The sequence below is a fragment of the uncultured Marixanthomonas sp. genome, assembly GCF_963974425.1.
GTDB lineage: Bacteria > Bacteroidota > Bacteroidia > Flavobacteriales > Flavobacteriaceae > Marixanthomonas.
The window spans coordinates 41,791-61,576 of sequence record NZ_CAXBCK010000001.1 but is presented as its reverse complement, the minus strand read 5'-3'; the positions used below and the strand labels follow the sequence as shown (position 1 = coordinate 61,576).

The 19,786-nt window shown below is 35.8% G+C and carries 16 protein-coding genes; 14 read left to right on the top strand and 2 right to left on the bottom strand.

All coding sequences use genetic code 11. The annotated features are described in order from the left end of the window. The first annotated feature begins 5 nt into the window (after nucleotides 1-5). The 11 genes from AACZ92_RS00250 to AACZ92_RS00200 all read left to right on the top strand — a co-directional run bounded on the left by AACZ92_RS00250 (nucleotide 6) and on the right by AACZ92_RS00200 (nucleotide 13,536). Nucleotides 6-1,202 (top strand): beta-ketoacyl-[acyl-carrier-protein] synthase family protein, encoded by a 1,197-nt coding sequence (locus AACZ92_RS00250; protein WP_339695498.1) that lies wholly within the window; start codon nucleotides 6-8, stop codon nucleotides 1,200-1,202. Nucleotides 1,203-1,287: 85 nt separating this feature from the next. Then, nucleotides 1,288-2,313: a beta-ketoacyl synthase chain length factor gene (locus AACZ92_RS00245; protein WP_339695495.1), complete on the top strand. Its 1,026-nt coding sequence runs from the start codon at nucleotides 1,288-1,290 to the stop codon at nucleotides 2,311-2,313. Next, on the top strand, nucleotides 2,307-3,071 hold the full coding sequence (locus AACZ92_RS00240; RefSeq protein ID WP_339695492.1) for a polysaccharide deacetylase family protein: 765 nt from the start codon (nucleotides 2,307-2,309) through the stop codon (nucleotides 3,069-3,071). The genes AACZ92_RS00245 and AACZ92_RS00240 overlap by 7 nt, the downstream gene beginning before the upstream one ends. 1 nt (nucleotide 3,072) lies before the next feature. Continuing rightward, entirely contained in the window at nucleotides 3,073-3,696 is a 624-nt protein-coding gene (locus tag AACZ92_RS00235) for an outer membrane lipoprotein carrier protein LolA (protein WP_339695491.1), read from the top strand. 4 nt (nucleotides 3,697-3,700) lie between these two features. Continuing rightward, nucleotides 3,701-4,093, top strand: a complete 393-nt coding sequence (locus tag AACZ92_RS00230; RefSeq protein ID WP_339695489.1) for a 3-hydroxyacyl-ACP dehydratase — start codon at nucleotides 3,701-3,703, stop codon at nucleotides 4,091-4,093. Beyond that, nucleotides 4,080-5,309: a DUF2062 domain-containing protein gene (locus AACZ92_RS00225; protein ID WP_339695487.1), complete on the top strand. Its 1,230-nt coding sequence runs from the start codon at nucleotides 4,080-4,082 to the stop codon at nucleotides 5,307-5,309. Before AACZ92_RS00230 ends, AACZ92_RS00225 begins: the two co-directional genes overlap by 14 nt. Then, complete coding sequence (locus AACZ92_RS00220; RefSeq protein ID WP_339695485.1) at nucleotides 5,302-7,722, top strand: MMPL family transporter; 2,421 nt, start codon at nucleotides 5,302-5,304, stop codon at nucleotides 7,720-7,722. Before AACZ92_RS00225 ends, AACZ92_RS00220 begins: the two co-directional genes overlap by 8 nt. Before the next feature lie 6 nt (nucleotides 7,723-7,728). Then, the gene (locus AACZ92_RS00215; RefSeq protein ID WP_339695482.1) at nucleotides 7,729-8,613 is read left to right on the top strand and encodes a cupin-like domain-containing protein; all 885 of its coding nucleotides are present in this window, start codon (nucleotides 7,729-7,731) and stop codon (nucleotides 8,611-8,613) included. After that, on the top strand, nucleotides 8,606-10,279 hold the full coding sequence (locus tag AACZ92_RS00210) for a C45 family peptidase (RefSeq protein ID WP_339695478.1): 1,674 nt from the start codon (nucleotides 8,606-8,608) through the stop codon (nucleotides 10,277-10,279). Before AACZ92_RS00215 ends, AACZ92_RS00210 begins: the two co-directional genes overlap by 8 nt. Then, nucleotides 10,279-11,568 (top strand): AMP-binding protein, encoded by a 1,290-nt coding sequence (locus AACZ92_RS00205; RefSeq protein WP_339695475.1) that lies wholly within the window; start codon nucleotides 10,279-10,281, stop codon nucleotides 11,566-11,568. The genes AACZ92_RS00210 and AACZ92_RS00205 overlap by 1 nt, the downstream gene beginning before the upstream one ends. Nucleotides 11,569-11,832: 264 nt before the next feature. Next, nucleotides 11,833-13,536 (top strand): helix-turn-helix domain-containing protein, encoded by a 1,704-nt coding sequence (locus AACZ92_RS00200; RefSeq protein ID WP_339695472.1) that lies wholly within the window; start codon nucleotides 11,833-11,835, stop codon nucleotides 13,534-13,536. Here AACZ92_RS00200 and AACZ92_RS00195 read toward each other — a convergent pair. Both AACZ92_RS00195 and AACZ92_RS00190 read right to left on the bottom strand, forming a co-directional pair. Further along, on the bottom strand, nucleotides 13,533-14,111 hold the full coding sequence (locus tag AACZ92_RS00195; protein ID WP_339695470.1) for a hypothetical protein: 579 nt from the start codon (nucleotides 14,109-14,111) through the stop codon (nucleotides 13,533-13,535). The genes AACZ92_RS00200 and AACZ92_RS00195 overlap by 4 nt on opposite strands. Then, complete coding sequence (locus AACZ92_RS00190; protein WP_339695467.1) at nucleotides 14,111-14,932, bottom strand: universal stress protein; 822 nt, start codon at nucleotides 14,930-14,932, stop codon at nucleotides 14,111-14,113. Before AACZ92_RS00190 ends, AACZ92_RS00195 begins: the two co-directional genes overlap by 1 nt. 164 nt (nucleotides 14,933-15,096) lie before the next feature. Between AACZ92_RS00190 and rimP the strand changes: the two genes are divergently transcribed. The 3 genes from rimP to infB are packed head-to-tail and all read left to right on the top strand — an operon-like array spanning nucleotide 15,097 to nucleotide 19,650. Further along, nucleotides 15,097-15,561 carry a ribosome assembly cofactor RimP gene (rimP, locus tag AACZ92_RS00185; protein ID WP_339695464.1) on the top strand — a complete coding sequence of 155 codons (465 nt, stop codon included), beginning with the start codon at nucleotides 15,097-15,099 and terminating at the stop codon, nucleotides 15,559-15,561. Nucleotides 15,562-15,567: 6 nt separating this feature from the next. Further along, nucleotides 15,568-16,800: a transcription termination factor NusA gene (gene nusA / locus AACZ92_RS00180; protein ID WP_117158649.1), complete on the top strand. Its 1,233-nt coding sequence runs from the start codon at nucleotides 15,568-15,570 to the stop codon at nucleotides 16,798-16,800. 57 nt (nucleotides 16,801-16,857) lie between these two features. Further along, the gene (infB, locus tag AACZ92_RS00175; RefSeq protein WP_339695458.1) at nucleotides 16,858-19,650 is read left to right on the top strand and encodes a translation initiation factor IF-2; all 2,793 of its coding nucleotides are present in this window, start codon (nucleotides 16,858-16,860) and stop codon (nucleotides 19,648-19,650) included. Nucleotides 19,651-19,786: the final 136 nt, after the last annotated feature.

Sequence of the window (19,786 nt, the reverse complement as noted above, 5' to 3'; positions counted from 1 at the left end):
CCTGAATGAAAAAAGGAGTCGCTATAACCGGAATGGGCATTGTTTCTGCCATTGGCAATTCGGTTGAAGAAAACTTGGAGGCGCTTCTTACTTCAAAAAGTGGATTAGGAATTTCAAAACACATTAAAACCCATCATAAAGAGTTTATTAAAGTAGGGGAAGTGGCTTTTACCAATGCTGAAATAGAAAAAAAATTAAACCTTCCAGAAGATAATAACTATACTCGAACTGCTTTAATAGGATGTTTGGCTGCGAAAGAAGCAGTTCAAAATGCGGGAATTACATCTATTTCAGAATACAAAACGGGACTCATTTCTGCTACTACAGTTGGCGGCATGGATATGACCGAAAATTACTGGAAGCAATTTGCTTCAAACCCAGAAGTTCAAAAACATATTTCGAGTCACCATGTGGGTGATAGCACTGAAAAAATCGCAACCTCTTTAGGGATTATCGATTACGTGACAACAATTAGCACCGCCTGTTCGTCAGCGGCAAATGCCATTATGTTAGGCGCACGACTCATTAAAGCTGGAAAACTGGATCGAGTTGTAGTTGGCGGAACCGATGCATTGTCAAAATTCACCATCAATGGTTTTAAATCATTAATGATTTTAAGTGAATCCAATTGTACGCCTTTTGATGCTAATCGAAGCGGTTTAAACTTAGGCGAAGCCGCTGCTTATCTAGTATTAGAATCTGATGAGGTGGTTGCAGCGCAAGATAAATCTGCTTTAGCTTATGTAAGTGGGTATGGCAATGCGAATGATGCTTTTCATCAAACTGCATCTTCAAAAACGGGTGATGGGGCTTACTTGGCAATGAAGAAAGCATTGAAAATTGCAGGTTTACAACCTTCAGATGTTGATTACGTAAATGCCCACGGAACCGCAACGCAGAATAATGATTTGTCTGAAAGCGTCGCATTACAACGAATTTTTAATGAAAAACCACCAAGTTTTAGTTCTACTAAAGCATTTACCGGTCATACTTTAGCTGCTGCTGGAGCGGTGGAAGCTGTGTTTTCTGTATTGGCGTTGCAAGAAAATAGCATATTCGCCAATTTAGGTTTTAAAATGACTATGCCCGAAACAGGTTTGGTTCCGGTTACGCAACTTCAGAAGATAGAGCTAAAACACGTCTTATCCAATTCATTCGGATTTGGAGGAAATTGTTCATCACTAATTTTTTCCGAGGCATAAAATGCCCATTAAAATCATGAAATTATTATATATTAATGAATACTTTAGGCTGTACAACTTCAGCTTTATTAACTAGAATAGTTCGATGAAAACGTGTTACATCCATAGCGTAGTGAACATTTCGGTACAAAACAGTTTTTCTGAAAACGATACTATTTTTGAAATACAAGAACATTCAGATTATAAAATTTCAGCAGTTCATCCAACGTATCGCGACTTTATTCCGCTTTCTCAATTACGAAGAATGTCACCAGCTGTAAAAATGGGTGTTGTTGCTTCAAAAAAAGCATTAGAAAAAGCTAACATAGAACAACCCGATGCCATTATCACAGGTTCTGGTTTGGGTTGTATAGCCGATACCGAAACCTTTTTAAATACGTTGATAGAGAATGAGGAGCAGTTTTTAACACCAACGGCTTTTATACAATCCACCCACAATACGGTTGCGGGGCAGATTGCTCTTGGCTTAAAATGTAAAGGGTATAATACAACCTATGCACACGGTTCGATTTCGTTTGAGTCGGCTTTGGTAGATGCGCAATTACAAGTTGAAGCTGGAGAAGCTAACAACATTTTAATCGGTGGGGTGGACGAATTGGGAACTGAGTTTGTGGACTATGTTCATGTAGTTGAACAAAACCAAAAGCAACCCATTCAAGTACCTTTAAGTGAAGGCGCCACTTTTTGTGTGTTGTCTTCAGAAAGAAAAGAAGGAACTGTAGCGGTTTTAAAAGCAGTTGAAATTAACTCAAAAATTGCTGGCGAAAATATAGTTTCTGAAATGCATAATTTTCTGAAAAGAAACAAAGTCGACTCTTCAGAAATCGATGCCGTAATTTTAGGAAATAACGGCGATGCTTTTGATGTGTATTACCAACATATTGAGAAGTTATTCTCCAAAACAGACCTTCTTCAGTACAAAAATTATGTTGGGGAATATTATACAGTTTCCGCATTTGCTTTTTGGATGGGGGCACAATTAATAGAAGGAAAAACACTTCCAAAACAATTTTTTGTTCGTAAAGCTGAAAGCAAATCATATAAAACTGTTTTATTGTACAATCAATTTAAAGGAAGCCAACACAGTTTTGTACTTTTAACCCAATGCTAAAATTTGATCAGATAACGATACTTGCCGCCATTGTTTTACTCACTATTGGCATAATTGATTTCTTCTATGAGATATCACCTGTTTTGTACATAACAATACTGTTACTTTGGCTTTTAATCGTAGCAGTAGGCTCGTTTATGATGCGATGGCGATTTTTCACTGCTGCCGTTATAAAAGGTAACCAAAATAAAAAACAAGTAGCAATTACCTTTGATGACGGTCCAAATACAGCTTATACGCCTCAAATGCTACAACTACTGAAATCGTATGACGCAAAAGCTACGTTCTTTTGCATTGGGAAACACATAGAAAAGCATCCTGAAATAACACAACAAATAGTTGCCGAAGGGCATACGATTGGAAATCATTCGTATTCACACGCCACAAATTTTGGTTTTTTCAGAAAAAAGAGGGTTGTTGAAGAACTTTCAAAAACCGATGCTTTAATTGAAAAAATAACCGGTGAAAAGAATACTTTATTTAGACCGCCCTACGGAGTGACCAATCCCTCGATTGCAAAGGCTTTAAAAGAGACAAATCATACGGTAATTGGTTGGAATGTTCGCTCATACGATACGGTTATAAAAAACCCAACCCAAGTACTTAAACGAATACAAAAACGTATTTCGCCGGGTTCCATTATTTTATTGCACGATACACATTCCCGATGCCCTGAAATTGTGGAACGTTTGTTGCAATTTCTGAAAAAAGAAGGATATCAAACGGTAGCTATTGATACGTTACTAAAGAAAAAATAATATGAGAAGTTTTATAATCATACTATTCAGTTTACTTGTGCATCAAAGTTTTGCGCAAATACCTTTGACATCTACTGAGATTGACCAATTTAAACAACACGTCAAACAAACTGCGCAACAAACTGAAACCATTGTAAGCGATTTTGTACAGGAAAAACAAATGGAGTTTTTAAATGATGGTGCTATTTCAGAAGGGATATTAACGTTTAAATCCCCAGATGCTATTCGTTGGGAATACACCAAACCTTACACATACGAAGTGATTTTTAAAGGAAATCAATTAACAGTGCTTGATGCAGGTTCGACAAAAAATATTGATTTAAGTTCAAATAAATTATTTAAAAGCTTCAACTCGTTGCTTATCAATAGTATTAAAGGTGATATGTTTAATGACGAAGAGTTTTCCATTTCATATTACAAATCAGACAAAGGATTTACAGTACATTTTATTCCAAAGGAAAAGAGAATGAGCCGTTTTATAGCCTCGTTTCAGCTTAGCTTTTCTGAAAAAAATTATCAAGTAACGCAATTAAAACTAATTGAACCCTCAGATGACTTTACATTGATTACTTTTAAGAACAAACAGATTAATGTGCCGGTTTCTAATTCGGTTTTTAAAATGTAAAAAGATGTTATTGCCCAATTTATATCAGGTTTTAGAGAAAGAAGTGGTTGCTGAAACTACTATTTCGGTAATGGTTGAAGTTGATAAAAATCATCAAGTTTTTAAAGGTCATTTTCCTGAAAACCCAGTTATGCCAGGTGTTTGTATGCTTCAAATAATTAAGGAGCTTTCCGAAGAGCATCTAGAAACACCTCTTTTCCTTCAAAAAGCATCGAATGTAAAATTTACAGCTTTGATGAATCCTCAAGTTCAATCAAAACTCTCTGTAGACTTGTCTTTTACTCGAGAAAATGGATCAATAAAAATAAAAAGCACGAGTACGTTTCCAGATGGGACGGTAGTGTTAAAATGTAATGCTATTTTTGTGGAAACAAACCGTGTGCATGAAAACGGCTGAACAACATACAACTCAACACATTCATCCTGAAATAATCCAAAAACTGAAGCAGTATAACTGCTGTGTGTTGATACCAACGTACAATAATTATAAAACGCTAAAACGTGTTTTGGACGGTGTTCTGGAATATACTGACGATGTGGTTTTGGTCAATGACGGTTCTACCGATGAAACACTTCAAATTCTCTCAGCTTACCCGCAAATTGAACAAATTCATATCAACAAAAATCAAGGAAAAGGATATGCGCTAAAAAAAGGTTTTAAACATGCCGTTTCTTTGGGTTTTGATTATGCCATTACATTAGATAGTGATGGGCAACATTTTCCATCGGATATTTCAGTTTTTATTGATGCATTGGATACTTCGGAAATTAAAAACTTGTTGTTAATTGGCGACCGAAATATGAATGAAGCCGATGTGCTCGCCCAAAGCCGAAAAGGCAATAAAGTGTCTAGTTTTTGGGTAAAAGCAGTAACCGATTTGGAATTGCACGATACACAAGCTGGTTTTAGACTGTATCCAATAAAAGCGTTGAAGGATATTAATTTTTTCAGAAATACTAAAAAATTTGAATTTGAGGTTGAGGTGCTCGTTAAAGCACATTGGGCTGGAATTTCAGTGAAAAATGTTCCTATTCAAGTATTGTATGATCTAGAAGAACGCGTTTCGCATTTCAGGCCGTTTATGGATATTGCCCGAATTACCATTTTGATTATTTGGTTCTTGATTGTTAAGTATTTTTATATCCGTCCGCGTGATTTCTTTAGAAAACTAAAAAAAAAAGGAATCCGCCGCTTCCTGAATGAAGAGTTTTTAAGAAACAACGATTCCCCTGAAAAAAAAGCACTTTCGGTAGCGTTGGGACTTTTCATAGGGTTGTCGCCGCTTTGGGGTTTTCATACCGTAATCGTCATATTTCTCGCGATAGTTTTAAAGTTGAACAAAGTGATTGCCTTCGCTTTTTCAAACATAAGCTTGCCGCCATTTATTCCGTTTGTGTTTTTAGCTAGTTTAACCACAGGATATTGGGTTTTGGGACAAGACAATGAAGTTACATTAGCAAGTGTAACCAATAATTTTGAAGTGATTACTTCGTTAAAGGCTTATTTTATTGGTAGTATCACGCTTTCGGTTGGAGCTGCAGTTATTTTGGGAAGTGTGTCATATTTAGGTTTTTACCTTTTTGATACTAAGAAAATACAGCCAGATGGATAGATTCTTCTTCAAGTTATACACATCGATTCAGAAACAGAAAGCAGTCTTTTTTATTGTTTTGGCTTTAGTGTGTACCGGATTGGCTTCTATAGCATTTCAAGTTTCTTTTGAAGAAGATATTTCTAAATTAATCCCTTCAAATTCAGAAAATGAACAATTTCAGAAGGTTTTAAAGAACATCCGTTTTACCGATAAAGTGATCGTAAACATCAAAAAAGAAAACGGGACGACCGAGGATCTGGTTAATTATGCTTTGGAACTAAAGGACAGTCTAGATTCACTTAGAGGAGACTACATTAAAAACATTCAAGGTACTGCGAAAGAAGAAGCGCTTTTTGAAACTTTGGACTTTGTATATGATAATCTTCCATTGTTTTTTACAGAAACAGATTATGCAATTCTGAAAAGGAGTTTGTCTGAGGATAGCATTGCCAAAACCATGGAAGAGAATTACAAAACCTTGATTTCCCCTTCTGGAATGATTGCTAAAAAACAAATTCTAAAAGATCCGCTTCATTTTACTAACCTAGCATTGCAAAACCTAAAAAGCCTAGGAGTTGAAGAAGGGTTTAAATTGAAAAATGGTTTTATAATGACTGAAGATGAACAACATATTCTGTTATTCATCACCCCAAAATTTCCTTCTTCAGATTCTGAAAAAAACACCATTTTCACAGAGAGATTATACCTATTTCAAGAGCAATTAAATAAAAAGTTCAGCTCAAAAGTAACAGGTGATTATTATGGAGCTGTTTTTATTGCTGCTGCAAACGCAAAACAAGTAAAGAGTGATATTCAACTTACCATCGGGATTGCATTAACCATTCTATTGTTAATCTTTATCGGCTTTTATCGCAGTGTTTGGATTCCGTTAATTATTTTATTCCCTACAATATTTGGCGCGTTAGTATCGGTTGCTTTTTTGGTGTTGATTAGGCCGCAACTTTCGGCTATTTCGTTGGGGATTGGCTCTATTTTATTGGGAATAACCTTAGATTATTCTTTACATATTTTAACGCATATTAAAAACGGTGAGACGGGTAAGCAATTATACAAAAGCATTACTAAGCCCATATTGATGAGCAGTTTGACGACAGCTTTGGCCTTTCTTTGTCTGCTTTTTATAAATTCGGAAGCGTTGCAAGATTTGGGGATTTTCGCCGCTGTGAGTGTGTTGGGTGCTTCGGTTATGGCCTTGTTGTTTATTCCGCAAGTATATAAAAAGAAGGCGGTTTCAAATACAAAAAAGAAAACTGGTTTTAATCGTATTACAACTTATCCGGCGCATAAAAACAAAGCGGTGGTCGTTTGCCTAGCTGTTTTGTTAGTGATAAGTTGCTTTAGTTATAACTCGGTTGAATTCAATAAAGATTTAGAACAATTAAACTATAAACCAGAGCAGCTCGTTAAAGCCGAAAAAGAACTTGAAAGCATAACGAATTCTGTTTCAAAGTCGGTGTATGTCGCCACGTATGGAGCTACGTTAGAAAGAGCATTACAGCAAAACGATTCAGTTTATAATTTACTGAAAGGCTTAGAAAAAAGCTCAGAAATTGAAATGTTTAACTCAGTAGGCGGATTGGTTGCTTCGGAAGAAAAGCAAAGCGAGAAGATTCAGGAATGGAATCAGTTTTGGAAATCAGAACGACTTGAGAATGTTGCAAGTTCCATTAACAACACTTCGGAAGCATTAGGATTTAAACCGAATGCATTTGCATCATTTTACAACCATTTAAATTCAAATTTTGAGCTTTTGAAGCTATCTGATTACCCTGAATTTGGAAGCAATATGATTGCTGATTACATTTCAGAAACGAACGAGTTTGCAACAGTGACTTCAGTAATAAAAACAAATGAAAACCAAACAGAAGCGTTTCAAACAAAGGTGGAGCAACTTCAAAATACAGTAGTGATTGACCGGAAACAATTAAACGAAACCTTGCTAAATACTTTACAAAATGATTTTAACACTCTGCTGTGGTATTGTTTCGGCGTGGTCGTGTTAGCGTTATTGTTGTTTTACCGAAACTGGAAATTAGTTGTTGTAACAACCGTTCCTATTTGCCTAACGTGGCTTTTGACCATTGGGGTTATGGGAGTGTTCCAATTACAATTTAATGTGTTTAACAGTATAATTTCAGCTTTTATCTTTGGGTTGGGAGTAGATTACAGCATTTTTATCACCAATGCTTTGTTAAATGAAGAATGCAAAAATACCTTAGCAACACATAAAACGGCTATATTGTTTTCAGTAATCACGACTATTTTGGGGGTTGGGGTCTTGGTTTTTGCCAAACATCCTGCCTTGCATTCGGTTGCTTTGGTTTCGGTAATCGGTATTTTTTCGGCTGTGTTAATTGCGTTTATCGTTCAGCCTTTGTTGTTTAATCTTCTTATTTTTAAAAAGAAATAATACGTAATGGGAACCATTAAAACTACACCAATAAAACGTGTGCCATCCATCACAAAAGAGGAATTTGTAAAAAACCATTACAAACCGCAGCGTCCTGTTTTAATTGAAGGTTTTGCAAAAGAATGGCCCGCTTATGAAAAATGGAACTTGGAGTATATTCAGCAATTAGCGGGCGACCAAATTGTGCCGCTGTACAACAACAAACCCACCAAAGGACATAAAAAGTCTGTCGTGCCAGCTAAAAAAATGAAGTTATACGATTATATCGAACTATTAAAAGCGGGTCCAACCGATCTGCGAATGTTCTTTTACAACGTGCTTCAGAAAATGCCAGAGTTGACCAAAGATTTTGATTATCCTGATATTGGGTTACCGTTTTTTAAAAAGCTTCCCGTGATGTTTTTCGGCGGGAAAGGTTCAAAAGTATTGGCGCATTACGATATGGATCTGGCCGATTTGTTACACGTGCATTTCCACGGAACCAAAAAGGCTGTATTGTTTGAACCTAAACAAGCAAAGAATCTTTACAGAGTGCCCTTTACCGTTCATAATATTGAAGCGATTGACATGGACAATCCAGATTTTTCAACGTATCCTGCTTTGCAACAAGCGGAAGGGGTTTCAGTAGAAATGAAACACGGCGATGCGCTATATATGCCAAGTGGTTATTGGCATTATATTACGTATGAAGATGCTGGTTTTTCTATTACGCTTCGCGCCTTTCCACGGAAGCTTAAAAAACTAGGAGAACTGCTTTCAAACCTGTTGTTTATGCGCAATTTCGAAAACATCATGCGGTATGTGGCAGGTAGTAAATGGGTAGATTACAAAGAAAGTAGTATGATAAAACGGGTGAATAAGAAGTATAAAAAGCGCAATCACCATGCGTAATCAACCTGCTATAAACTATTTTATTTGGTCTGCACTTTTTTTGTTGCTGGCTTCTTGTGGTGTGAAAAAATCGTTAGAAGATCGACCAGATATCAGTCAGTATAATGCTAATATTCCCGAACGGGAAATTATCAACGATTCTACCTACCTTGCCGGAAACAACTTTCTTACCAAAAACAAACACGGCCAATGGGAGTTGTACGTAGAAGGCGACCCACTGGAAATAGGTTTATTAACCGGAAGTTTGACTCAAGAATTGCTTCAAAAACAAGAGCGGGTGTTCTTAAATAAAGTTGAAGAAATGGTTCCTTCAAAAGGGAAACAAAAATTCCTTCGGAAATTTCTATCGTGGTACAATCGCAAGCTCTACAAACACGTGACTGAAGAATACAAAACTGAAATTTATGGCGTTTCCCGTTATGCTTCTGGAGAATTTAACAACATCGCGCCACCGTATTTAAGAGCGTTGTATTTGCACGGCGCGCACGACATTGGGCACGCATTAAAAGACTTGGCGTTGGTAGGCTGTAGCTCTTTTGCTGTTTGGGGTGATAAATCGGAAGACGGCAACCTACTCATCGCTCGTAATTTCGATTTTTACGCTGGCGATGCATTTGCCGAAGATAAAATAATCGCCTTTGTAAAACCCGATCAAGGCTATCCATTTATGTCGGTTACTTGGGGCGGGATGATGGGTGTGGTTTCAGGGATGAACAATCAAGGATTAACTGTAACGATCAATGCAGGAAAATCGGATATTCCGTTAGTAGCGAAAACACCAATTTCATTGGTAACGCGAGAAATTTTGCAATATGCCTCTACGATTGATGAAGCCATCGAAATTGCAAAAAAGAGAGAAGTGTTTGTTTCGGAAGCTATTTTTGTAGGCAGCGCCAACGATGGAAAAGCAACTATTATAGAAGTGTCGCCAAATGATTTAGGTGTCTATGAAGTGGTGAATACGAGTGAATTAATTTGTTCCAATCATTTTCAGAGTGAAACCTTTGCTAACGACCGAAAAAACGTGAAATGGATTAAAGAAAGCCATTCACAATATCGATTTGAGCGGATGGAAGAGTTATTGGATAAAAATTCAAAAATTAATCCGAAAGAAGCAGTAGCTATTCTTCGGAATAAAAAAGGATTGAATGATGCAGCTTTGGGTTTTGGTAATGAAAAAGCATTAAATCAACTATTGGCGCATCACGGGATTGTTTTTCAGCCAGAAGATTTAACTGTTTGGGTGTCTTCAAACCCATATCAATTAGGGGAATTTATTGCGTATGATCTAAACGCTGTTTTTAATGAAGACAGGAAGTTTTCAGGTCAGCCCATTTCCGAAGAAAACTTAACTATTGCTGAAGATCCTTTTGTACATTCTCAAGAATTTAAAGATTATGAAGCCTATCGTATTTTAGAAGGTAAAGTAGAAACAGCCTTAGAAGAAGAATCTGAAATAGGCGCTGCTCAATTAATGAATTTACAGTCTTTAAACCCTGAATATTGGAAAGCACACTTTTTAGTAGGGAAGTATTATTACGAGCATAAACAGTACGAAAAAGCCTTAAAAGCTCTTACTTTGGCAGAAAGCAAAGAGATAACCACAGTTCCGGATGAAAAAGAAGTGGAGAAGTATCTTAAAAAAACAAAACGAAAATTACGCTAATGATCCCTGAAATAGAAAGAGCATCAAATGAAGAGATTAAACGCTTTCAGGAAGAAAAGCTTAAAAAAGTAGTGAGTTATGTTAATGGCAACTCCCCATTTTATAAAAGGCTATTTGAAACACATAACATTCTGCCAGAGCATATAAAAACCTTAGAAGATTTGCAGCGTATTCCGGTGACCACCAAGGATGATTTACAAAAACATAATGAAGATTTTTTATGTGTCCCTAAGCAGAAAATAATAGATTATGTTACCACTTCTGGAACCCTGGGTGAGCCGGTAGTAATTGGTTTAACCGACGCCGATTTAGATAGGTTGGCGTATAACGAAGCAATTTCGTTTGCGTGTTCAGGGGTAACGAAAGACGATACCATTCAATTAATGACTACGATGGATCGTCGCTTTATGGCAGGGATGGCCTATTTTTTAGGGGCTCGAAAACTAGGCGCCGGAATTATTCGTGTAGGTTCTGGTGTGCCCGAATTGCAATGGGATTCTATTTTAAAATTTCAACCCACGTATTTGATTACGGTACCTTCCTTTTTACTGAAACTAATAACCTATGCCGAAACCCACAATATTGATATAAACAAAACAAGTGTAAAAGCAGCTATTTGTATTGGTGAACCCATCAGAAACCAAGATTTTACCTTGAATGTTCTTTCCGAAAAAATAAAATCTAAATGGGACATTGAGCTCTTTTCTACGTATGCTTCTACCGAAATGAGCACTGCTTTTAATGAATGCGAGGTCCATCTTGGCGGGCATCATCATCCAGAGTTGATTATTACTGAAATTTTAAACGACGAAAATAAACCTGTTGAAGAAGGCGAGGTAGGCGAATTGACTATTACTACGTTAGGCGTGGAAGGAATGCCGTTATTGCGCTTTAAAACCGGCGATATGCTTAAAGTACATCCTGAACCGTGTTCCTGTGGAAGGAATACAAAGCGTTTAGGACCTATTGTTGGTAGAAAAAAACAGATGATAAAATATAAAGGAACTACTCTTTATCCACCAGCTATGCTAAATGTGTTACAACGTTTTGAAGCTGTAGAAACTTTTATAATTGAAATTTCAACCAACGATTTGGGTACGGATGAAATTTTATTAAAAATAGCTGCACAAGATCCTTCAGACAAATTAACTACAGAAATTAAAGATCATTTTAGAGCTAAGTTAAGGGTTACACCGCAATTAATTTTTGAAAAACTAGAAGTGATTGAAAAATTGAGAAAGTCGAAAACTGATAGGAAACCAGAATTAATTATCGATAAAAGGAAGTAGTTTTTAATAAATTAATTCAATTAGATAATCTATTAATTACTTTATGTGTTGTTTTGCTTTTCTATAAAAAAAAACAACCTTAAGTATTTTGCTTTGTAACTCCCCAGTTAATTTATATAAAGCAAAAACCATCGGTTGATTTTTATTTTTCAAATATTCGATCTTTTTTTTAGAAAAACAATTCGCTTATCTTGATATTTATAAATTTACAGTTGTAGTTCGTAAATTTACAGTCATAGTAATTAAAAGCCTAAAACATTCCTAATGCCCAGTAAAATATATTGTTTCCATTCATTTAAGTTTTCTGTTATATATAAACAAATGCTATTTTTATTTGTTTTTTTAGCTTCTGGAGTTATTCATTCTCAAAATGAAGAAACTGATCAATTAATTGATAAATCATACGAAGAAATCAAGCAGTTCTACTTAAATGTTTCCGAAGATTCGATTGCTTTAAAAGAAAAAATAGCTGCTGCTTATATTGCCAAAGCAAAAAAGAATAATGACAGTGTTAATATTGCAAGAGGGTATTATTATTTTTCCACTATGTATGGCGAGCCTGAGCTAGGGGTCGCTTATGCTGATACCATAGTTCAGTACACCAAAAATTTGCAACACAAAAACTTTCCAGCCACCGGATATTTCTTAAGAGGATATTGGCACAATGAAGTGGGTGAATACCGGAAAGCGCTTAGTGATTATTTAAAAGGGGACTCGATTGCTGAACAAAGAGGTAATAAACAACAACAATCATATAATTATAGAGTGATTGCTATTTTAAAAGACAGAGCAGGTAGTCATAGCGAAGCACTTGTTATGTACAAGAAAATATTAGACTCAATGGAAACTATCAAATATGAAAAGAATTTTGATAATGCAGATTACCTGAGTATAATTTATAACACGTCTAATGTATATATAAAACTTAAAAAAAATGATTCAGCAAAAATTTATTCCAGAAAAGGAAGAACAGAAAGTATAAGGATAGAGGATAGTAGTTTCTATTACAATTTTGTTTTTCTTGAAGGTGTTATAGCATATTTTTCAGGAAGAGAGAAAAAAGCATTTGAAGGTCTTGAAACGTCTCTTCCACATATTGATGATTACTCAAAAGCAATAGCATATTACTATATGGGAGAAATTTTTAAAAAACAAGGTAGAGAACAAAACGCTTTTAGATATTTTAAAAAAACTGATTCTATTGCAAAATCAATAGATTTTTCATTCACAGAACTTCGAGATGCTTACGAGCATATAATAACATACTATGAAGAAAAGGAAAATTTTGACCAACAATTAAAATATATAAATAAGACGCTAGAAATTGATAGTGCTCTTTCTCAATCAAAAGAGTTGAAGCTAGATTTGGTGAAAAAGTATGACACTCCGCTTTTGCTCAAAAAAAAGCAAAAAGCGATTGATGAATTATCAAGAAAAAACAAATTTGGGAATACAGCAATAGCTGGTCTTGTTATAGTCGCGGTTGTTTTGATTTTACTGGTTTTCTATTTTCGACTGAAACAAAAAATACAAAAAAAGAATTTTGAGGAGTTATTAAACAATACGGAAACATCAAAAAAAGTTGTTGAAGCAAAAAATAGTGTACATAATATTCCGCCAGAAGTTTACAAAACCATCTCTTTAAATTTAGAGAAATTTGAAAAAAACAATGGTTTTGTTAAAAATCTTACTCTTGCTGAATTAGCAAAAAAACTGGATACAAATACTTCTTATTTGTCCAAGGTGATTAATGAAAAAGAGGGGAAAAATTTTAGTCAGTATTTGAAAACATTGCGTATAAATTATATGGTAGAGCGGTTAAAGACAAATAAAAAAACACGCTCATATACTATAAAAGCAATTGCCAAAGAAGCTGGTTTTGGAACTGCCCAATCCTTTTCGAAAGCATTTCATCAAGAAACAGGTATCTATCCTTCTTATTTTATAAAAAAATTAAATGATAATTAGTTTTCTATCGGTATAGTTTCCTGTAACAACTTCCATTTATATCCTGTTTCAGAGTTTTTATCCATATCAAAAACTGAATAATAGCGGATTACTTTAGTTGAATCTTTCGGGTCCACAACTATGGGTTGTAACGTGTCTGGCCGGTTGGCTTTATGGATGGCAAAACCATTTACAACAGATTTCCATTGGTTGTTTTGTAGTTTGTATAGAAAGTATTTGTTAAAGTTTGTGTCTTTTAACTTAACGGTAGCTAGTAATACATCTCTGTCCATTCCTTTCATTTTCAGGGTGTCTAAAGTAGCACCATAACTTTTAGGAATTTCAATGACTGGATACTGCTTTCTTTCAAAACCAACTGTTGTTATACCTCTTTGTAAATCTACCTTTTGTACAAACCCATAAAAAGGACTTTTGTCGCCATTAAAATCTGCTGTAATAGCACCTTCAGGAATTTCAGGTTTTGAGGTTTCAGGGTTAACTGGTTTTGGGTCGCCAATAATATTATTTTCTTTCTTTTTTGGAGTTCCGCAACTTATTAAAAAAACATAAAAGAAGAATAGTAGCGTATGTTTCATTAAATTTTAAACGTTATAACAGGCATATTGGCGTGGTTTACTAAATCCTCACTAATGCTGCCATTAAAAAAGTGTGATAGTCCTTTTCGGCCATGTGTGCTCATCCCAATTAAATGATATTTGTTCTCTTTGGTAAAATTTAAAATTCCCTTTTCTACTGAAGTTTCATTATAAATGTTCAGGGTGTAGTTTTCGGTGCCCATACCTTTGATGAAGTTATTCATTATTTTATGGGCATCGGTCGAGGTTTTAAAGCCGCTGGGTGTGTTAACATAGAGTAAGTGCATTTTGGCTCCCAATGTATTTGCAAATTTTTGAGCTTTATTGAATGGCGAACGACATTCTTCAGAAAAATCGGTTGCAAAAACAAAGTCATTAACCTCAAATTTTTCGTGTTCATTTTTAATTACTAAAACAGGGATTTCTGAAGTCCGAACTACTTTTTCAGTATTACTACCTATGAACATTTCTTTAAACCCATTAGCGCCGTGTGACCCCATTATAATAAGGTCTATATTTCTTTCCTTAACCGCATTTAGAATGTCTTCGTAGATTTCGCCGTGACCAATAGTTTGGCTTATTTTTACATTTTCAATATAAGGGCGTTCCATAATGTCTGCAAACCGTTTTTCGGTGAGTTTTATAAAATAAATAGATTCTGGTAATGCGCTTGTATTAGCAGTAGTTGCAAGATGACTTGGCAACTCTACAGTGTGAAACAAATAAATTTCACTATCATGTTTTTCTGCCATTTGAACGGCAACTTTTAGTGCATTTTCTGCTTGGGGCGAGAAGTCGGTGGGTACTAAAATTCGTTTCATAGACATGGTTTTTTGGAAGGTGTTTTTTCGTACCATTAAAATACAAAAATAAATTGGTAGCTGCTCATTTTTATAATATTAAAATTTGTATTATATTTGCAGCGAATTAGATAAGCAACTAGCTGAGGGGACAAAAAAGTCCCCTCTTTTTATAGCTTAAATTTATGCGTGAAGAGGTATTACAATTATTGGAAAGAGCTCTTGAAGACAACAAATCGTTGTTTTTAATTGACTTTACTATTACTGAAACTAATCAGATTAGGATAACCATAGATGGTGACAATGGTGTTACCGTTGAAGATTGTATTGCTGTAAGTCGCGCTATTGAGCATAATCTAGATAGGGATGAAACTGATTTTTCTTTAGAGGTTATGTCTGCTGGGGTTTCACAGCCTTTACAGACGCCTCGCCAATACAAAAAAAATATTGGAAGAAAGTTACAGGTTAAAACCGAATCTGGAGAATCCATTGAAGGAGAGTTAACAGAAGCTACAGAGCAGGAGGTTACTTTAAAATGGAAAACCCGCGAACCCAAACCAGTTGGCAAGGGGAAGCACACTGTTAAAAAAGAAGCAGTTGTGCCCTATAACGATATTGTTGAAGCAAAAGTGATGATAACATTTAATTAGAATGACATGGAAAATTTAGCGTTAATCGATTCTTTTTCGGAATTTAAAGACGATAAGCTTATAGATAGGGTAACGCTTATGGCGATACTGGAAGACGTTTTTAGAAACGCTTTGAAGAAAAAATACGGAAGTGATGATAATTTTGATATAATTATAAATCCTGATAAAGGTGATTTAGAAATTTGGCGTAACCGAATTGTGGTTGCAGATGGCGAAGTTGAAGATAGTAATGAAGAAATATCACTTTCTGAAGCACAAAAAATTGAACCCGATTTTGAAATTGGGGAAGATGTTTCAGAAGAAGTAAAATTAATAGATTTAGGACGCCGCTCTATTTTAGCGCTACGTCAAAATTTAATTTCAAAAATACACGAACACGATAATACAAACATTTACAAGCAGTTTAAAGAGCTAGAAGGTGATATTTACACCGCTGAGGTACATCACATTCGTCACCGTGCTGTAATTTTGCTTGATGATGAAGGTAACGAAATCATTATGCCGAAAGACAGGCAAATTCCTTCAGATTTTTTCAGAAAAGGAGACAATGTCCGAGGAATTATTGAAAGTGTTGAGCTTAAAGGAAACAAGCCGGTTATTATCATGTCACGTGCAAGCCCTATATTCCTTGAAAAATTATTTGAACAAGAAATCCCTGAAGTGTTTGATGGGTTAATAAATGTTCAAAAAGTTGTAAGAATACCAGGTGAAAAAGCAAAAGTTGCTGTAGATTCGTACGATGATCGTATCGACCCTGTAGGAGCTTGTGTAGGGATGAAAGGATCTCGTATTCATGGCATAGTTCGTGAATTGGGTAACGAAAATATTGATGTAATAAATTACACCAATAACCTTAATTTGTTTATCACAAGAGCATTGAGTCCTGCAAAAGTGACCTCAATCAAGATAGATGAAGAAACCAAACGCGCAGAAGTTTTATTGCGCCCAGAAGAAGTTTCAAAAGCTATTGGTCGTGGCGGTCACAACATCAGGTTGGCCGGGCAACTAACTGGTTACGAAATTGATGTGTTGCGTGAAGGCGCAGAAGAAGATGTAGAATTACGTGAATTTTCCGATGAAATCGAAGATTGGATTATTAAAGAATTTCAAAAAATTGGTTTGGATACAGCCAAGAGTGTTCTTGAGTATGATATGGCCGATTTAATTAAGAGAACCGATCTTGAAGAGGAAACTGTTAAGCACGTTATTAACATTTTAAAAGAAGAATTTGAAGAGTAGTTGTAACTTTACCTACTTTTACACATATTTATAAGACAAAAAGGAGAAAGCATTTATATGGCTGAAGTAAAATCGAAAAGGCTAAACAAAGTATTACGCGAATTCAACATCTCGCTGGATCGTGCCGTGGAATTTTTAAGTTCTAAAGGTTACGAGGTGGACGCACGTCCAACCACGAAAATTTCAGATGAAGAATACGGAGTGCTTTTTGACGAGTTCGAAACCGACAAGAGTAAGAAGATGGAGTCTAAGGAAGTTGGTGAAGAAAAACGTAAAGAGAAAGAAGAACTTCGTTTGGAACGAGAACGTGAGCTAGAAGAAAAGCAAAAGAAAGAAGCTCAAAAGGTTGTAAAAGCTGAAGCTAAACTCAATGGTCCTAAACAAGTAGGGAAAATTGACTTAGATGCTGATAAGAAAAAAGTAAAAGAGAAGCCAGAATCTGAACCTGCCAAGAAAGCTGAAGAAAAAGCTGAAAAGAAAGTAGAAGAAAAGCCGGCGGAAAAAGCTGAAGAGGTAAAACCTGAAACTAAGGAAGGTACTTCAAAAAAGGAAGCTACTAAAAAAGAGGCTCCTAAAAAAGAAGCTACTAAAAAGGAAGAGCCAAAAGCTAAAGAAGAAAAGCCTGAAGCTCAAAAACCTAAAGAGGAGCCTAAAAAAGAGGAACCTAAAGCTGAAAAAATAGAGAAAGAAGAAGAAAAGGAGAAAGAGTCCAACTCAGTTCAGACTAATTATAAAAAATTAGACGGTCCTAACTTTACAGGTGAAAAAATAGACCTTTCTAAGTTTAAGAAACCTGAAAAGAAAAAGAAAGAGAAGAAAGAAGACGACAAAAAAGGTAAAAGAAGCCGTAGACGTCGTATTAGTAAAAAAGCTCCTAATAAAGGAAACTTTAAAGATAATAGAGCCCGCGGAAAAGGAAGATCGAACGCTCCAAAAGAAGAGCCTACCGAAGAAGAAATCCAAAAACAAGTACGGGAAACTCTTGAAAAACTTCAAGGGAAATCCTCAAAAGGAAAAGGAGCTAAGTATCGTAGAGATAAAAGAGATACCCACCGTCAAAAAACGGAAGACGATCTAGCACAACAAGAAGCAGATAGCAAATTGCTTAAAGTTACCGAGTTTGTAACTGTAAGTGAAGTTGCTACGATGATGAATGTTCCAGTAACCAAGATTATATCGACTTGTATGTCTCTTGGTATGATGGTAACGATGAACCAACGTTTAGATGCAGAAACTCTTACCATTGTTGCAGAAGAGTTTGACTATGAAGTAGAGTTTGTAACGGCCGATATTGAAGAAAGTGTTCAAGAAGAAGTTGATGCTCCGGAAGATTTAGAGCCACGTGCTCCTATCGTTACTGTAATGGGTCACGTTGATCACGGTAAAACATCTTTATTGGATTACGTACGTAAAGAGAATGTAATTGCAGGAGAGTCTGGTGGTATTACACAGCACATTGGTGCGTATGCCGTACAATTAGAAGATGGTCAGAAAATATCATTCCTTGATACACCAGGACACGAAGCGTTTACCGCGATGCGTGCTAGGGGTGCTCAAGTTACCGACCTTGCAATTATTGTAATTGCGGCAGATGACGATATTATGCCACAAACCAAAGAGGCAATCAGTCACGCGCAAGCAGCGGGAGTGCCTATTATTTTCGCAATAAATAAAATTGATAGACCTGTTGCAAACGCAGAAAAAATTAAAGAAGGTTTAGCTGGTATGAATCTCTTAGTCGAAGACTGGGGTGGAAAAATCCAATCGCAGGATATTTCAGCAAAAACAGGTCAGGGTGTTCCTGAGTTATTGGAAAAAGTATTGCTAGAAGCGGAATTATTAGAGCTACAAGCAAACCCAAATAAAAGAGCAAACGGTACCGTTGTTGAAGCTTACTTGGATAAAGGTCGTGGTTATATTTCTACAATCTTAGTACAAGGCGGGACGTTAAAAATTGGTGATTATGTATTAGCCGGTCAGCATAGCGGTAAAATTAAAGCGATGCAAGATGAACGGGGTAATAATATAAAAGAAGCAGGACCTTCAACGCCAGTCTCTATTTTAGGATTGGACGGAGCGCCACAAGCAGGTGATAAGTTTAATGTATTTGAAGACGAGCGTGAAGCAAAAGATATTGCAAATAAACGTACTCAATTACAACGTGAGCAGTCAGTAAGAACGCAGCGTCACATTACACTTGATGAAATTGGTAGAAGAATTGCTTTAGGCGACTTTAAAGAGCTTAATATTATCCTTAAGGGTGATGTGGATGGTTCGGTTGAAGCCTTGACAGATTCTTTCCAAAAACTTTCTACAGAAGAAATACAAGTTAATATCATCCATAAAGGGGTTGGTGCCATTACCGAAAGTGATGTGTTGTTAGCTTCAGCTTCAGATGCCATTATAATAGGATTTAATGTGCGCCCAATGGGTAATGCACGTCAGATAGCTGATAAGGAAGAAATCGATATCAGAATGTATTCTATTATCTACGCTGCCATCAACGATCTTAAAGATGCAATGGAAGGTATGCTTTCTCCTGAAATTAAGGAAGAGGTTACGGGTAATGCTGAGATAAGAGAAACCTTCAAAATATCTAAAATCGGAACAATTGCCGGTTGTATGGTGACGAGCGGTAAAATATACCGTAACTCTGGTATTCGTTTAATACGGGAAGGTGTGGTTGTCTATACAGGAGAGTTAGCTTCTTTAAAACGATTTAAAGACGATGTGAAAGAAGTTGCTAAAGGATACGATTGTGGTATTCAAGTTAAAAACTACAACGATATAAAAGAAGGCGATGTAATTGAAGCATTCCAAGAAGTTGCGGTTAAAAAGAAACTTAAATAGTTTTAGTAGACTTCAAGTTTATATATAAAAAAACGACCTCAATTTGAGGTCGTTTTTTAGTTTCAGTAAACCTATAACAGCGAAATTACAAGCTTTCGTTTACTAGCTTCATTAATAGTTGTTAGTTAACTAAGTA